Genomic DNA, 3,621 nt, shown 5'->3' on the forward strand with positions numbered 1-3,621 from the left:
CCCCGGGGCCGCCCCCCGTACCCCCGTAGCCGCCCCCGTAGGTACCGGAGCTACTCCGTCGCGATCGCGTTCAGCACATTCATCCGGCCCGCCCTGAACGCCGGCACCAGCGCCGCGAGCAGCCCCACGAAGGCCGATGCCACGAACACGCCGCCGATCGTGGGCCAGGGGATCTCCAGGACCCCCAGCCCCTCCAGGGCGAGGAGCTTCTGGGCGGCGGTGCCCCAGCCCATGCCCAGGCCGAGGCCGAGCAGTGCGCCGAAGAGGGCGATGACGACGGATTCCAGGCGGATCATGCGCCGGAGCTGGCGGCGGGAGAGGCCGATGGCGCGCATCAGGCCGATCTCGCGGGTGCGCTCGACGACCGAGAGGGCGAGGGTGTTCACCACTCCCAGCACCGCGACGATGATGGCGAGCGCGAGCAGACCGTAGACGATGTTGAGGAGCTGGCCGATCTGGTCCTTGAGGGTCTGCTTGTAGTCGCTCTGGTTCTGCACCTTGTACTGCGGATACGCCTCCAGTGAGGTCTTGAGCGCGGCGTACGTCTCCGTCTCCTGCCCGTCCTTCGCGGACGCGAGCAGCATCCGGTTCTGGGCGAGCTTGCCGGCGGGGATGTGGTCCTTCGCGGTGGCCGTGCTGATGTACTTCGCGCCCTGGTCGAGGCCGGTGTCGTCGGAGGTGACCGCCCGGACCGTCAGTTTGACGGTGGCGCCGCCGGTGAAGGCCACGGTGAGGCTGTCCCCCACCTTCACGCCGTGCTTCTTGGCGTAGGTGTCGCCGACCGAGATCGAGTCCTTGCCGTACGCGGCGGACAGGTCGCCGGAGACGGTCTCGCGGCGCAGATCCTGTGCGTACGTCGGGTCGGCGGCGACGATGCCCTCCCGCGCGGTCGCGCCGTCGGGGGCGGTGATCTTGGCGGTCACCTCCCTGACCTGGGTGATGTGGTCGACGCTGTCGACCTTCTTCATGGCCTCGTGGGCCTGCGGCACGAGCGGCTGCCCGGTCTGGGACCCGACGATGAAGTCCGCGCCGACCGACTTGTCCAGCTCTTGGGTCGCCGAGGCGACCATGGAGGAGCCGACCACCGACAGGCACGCCACCAGGGCGAGGCCGATCATCAGGGCGGCACCGGTCGCCCCCGTACGCCGGGGGTTGCGCAGGGCGTTGCGCTCGGCGAGGCGGCCGACGGGGCCGAAGCCGCGCAGGACCACGGCGCTGAGGGCCCGGACGACCACGCTCGCGAGCAGCGGGCCGATGATGACGAAGCCGAGGAGGGTGAGGACGACACCGCCCGCGAGGACCATGGAGCCCTCCTGGGCCTTGTCGGCCCGGGCGGTGGCGACGAGGGCGGCGGTGCCCGCGCCGGTGAGGACGAGGCCGATCACCGCCCGGACCCAGCCGGAACGGCGGTCGGCGGGGGTTCCGGCGTCGCGCAGGGCGGCCATCGGGGAGACCTTGCCGGCCCGGCGGGCCGGGACGTAGGCGGCGAGGACGGTGACGAGGATGCCGAGCGTGAGTCCGACGGCGGGGGTGGTCCACTTCACGGTCAGATCGTCGGTGGACAGATTCATGCCCATGCCGCCCATGAGTTCCATCAGTCCGACAGCGAGGCCCACGCCCGCGCCGACACCGGCGATGGAGCCGACGATGCCGAGGAAGAGCGCCTCGATCAGAACCGAGCGGTTGACCTGCTTGCGGCTGGAGCCGATGGCCCGCATCAGGCCGATCTCGCGGGTGCGCTGGGCGACCAGCATGGAGAAGGTGTTGACGATGAGGAACACACCGACGAGGAGGGCGATTCCGGCGAAGCCGAGCATCGCGTACTTCATCACATTGAGGAACTCGCCGACGTCCTTGCGGCTCTCGTCGGCGGACTCCTTGGCGGTCTGGAGTTCATAGGTCCCGCCGAGGGCCGTCGCGAGGTTCTTCTTGAGCTGTTCGTCGCTCACCCCGTCGGCCGAGGTGACCGACACATTGGTGAACAGGCCGGTCCTGCCGAGCAGTTCGCGCTGTGCGGTGGCGGTGTCGAAGAAGACGATGGCCGCGCCGGGGTTGGTCACCTTGAAGGAGGCGATACCGGAGATCTTCGCCCTGAAGTCGCCGATGACGGCGATGACGCGCAGTTCGTCACCGATCTTCAGACCGTGTTTGTCAGCGGTCTCCGCGTCGACCATCACATCGGTGGGGCCGCGCGGCGCCCGGCCGGAGGAGATCTTCAGCGCCCGCTCGTCGTTCTTGGCCCAGCTGCTGGCGATGGTCGGGGCGCCGGACGCGGCACCCACGTCCTTGTTCTTCGCGTTGACGACGGTCACGCTCGCGCTGGCGACCGAGCCCTCGGCGAACTTCACGCCCTCGGCGGACTTGACCCGCTCCAGGACGGACGCGGGCAGGGACTCGGGCCGGCCGGTGCCCGGGGACTCGTCGTCCTCTTCCTCGGCCTCCTTGGGGCTGACGGTGACATCGGCCGAGGTGATCGCGAACAGCTTGTCGAAGGTGGTGTTCATGGTGTCGGTGAAGACGAGTGTCCCCGACACGAAGGCCACGGACAGCAGCACCGCCACCGCCGAGAGCGCCATGCGCCCCTTGTGCGCGAGGAAGTTGCGCCGGGAGGTCTTGAATACGCTCACGACGTACGCCCCCGGGCGTCGAAGTGCTTCATCCGGTCCAGTACGGCGTCGGCGGTGGGCCGGAACATCTCGTCCACGATCCGGCCGTCGGCCAGGAAGACGACCCGGTCCGCGTAGGAGGCGGCGACGGGATCATGGGTGACCATGACGATCGTCTGGCCCAGCTCGTCGACGGAGCGGCGCAGAAAGCCGAGGACTTCGGCGCCCGCGCGGGAGTCGAGGTTGCCGGTCGGCTCGTCGCCGAAGATGATCTCGGGCTGGGCGGCGAGCGCGCGGGCCACGGCGACCCGCTGCTGCTGGCCGCCGGAGAGCTGGGTGGGCCGGTGCTTGAGCCGGTCGGAGAGACCGACGGTGTCCACGACCCGGTTCAGCCAGGCGGCGTCCGGCTTGCGGCCGGCTATGTCCATGGGGAGCGTGATGTTCTCCAGGGCGTTGAGCGTCGGCAGCAGATTGAACGCCTGGAAGATGAAGCCGATCCGGTCCCGGCGGAGCTGGGTGAGCTTCTTGTCCTTCAGCCCGGTGATCTCGGTGTCGTCGAGATAGATCTGGCCCGAGGTGACGGTGTCGAGTCCGGCGAGGCAGTGCATCAGCGTCGACTTGCCGGAGCCCGACGGGCCCATGATCGCGGTGAACTGCCCGCGGGCGATGTCGACATCGACCTCGTCGAGCGCGACGACCCGGGTCTCCCCGGAGCCGTACGCCTTGACGACCTGCCGTCCGCGCGCGGCGACGGCCGTGCGCCCTCCGGTGCCCCCATGGCGGGGAATTGTCACAGCCGTTGTCACTTTATGACTCCTATGTCGGGTATGCCTGTTGTCGGGTGTATCCATGTCGGGTGGATCGCGTTGATGGCCGGTGTCGCCGCGTGTGGTTCGAGTCTGTCGGCGGCAGCGCTCCGGCGCGCTGGTGCGTGGCGCAGTCTTGGGAGGGGGGTTTTCCCCACCCCCCGGCGGTGCGGGCCCCCCTCGCACCCCCGTGCCCAGCCGTGCGCTGC

2 protein-coding genes are annotated in these 3,621 nt (G+C 69.6%); both read right to left on the bottom strand.

Annotated elements, in window-relative coordinates; translation table 11 throughout:
* Positions 1-50 precede the first annotated feature (50 nt).
* On the bottom strand, positions 51-2,627 hold the full coding sequence (locus ACWF94_RS36335; protein WP_453498794.1) for an ABC transporter permease: 2,577 nt from the start codon (positions 2,625-2,627) through the stop codon (positions 51-53).
* The gene (locus ACWF94_RS36340; protein ID WP_453498797.1) at positions 2,624-3,412 is read right to left on the bottom strand and encodes an ABC transporter ATP-binding protein; all 789 of its coding nucleotides are present in this window, start codon (positions 3,410-3,412) and stop codon (positions 2,624-2,626) included. Before ACWF94_RS36340 ends, ACWF94_RS36335 begins: the two co-directional genes overlap by 4 nt.
* Positions 3,413-3,621 lie beyond the last annotated feature (209 nt).

The organism is Streptomyces sp. NPDC055078 (assembly GCF_053607985.1).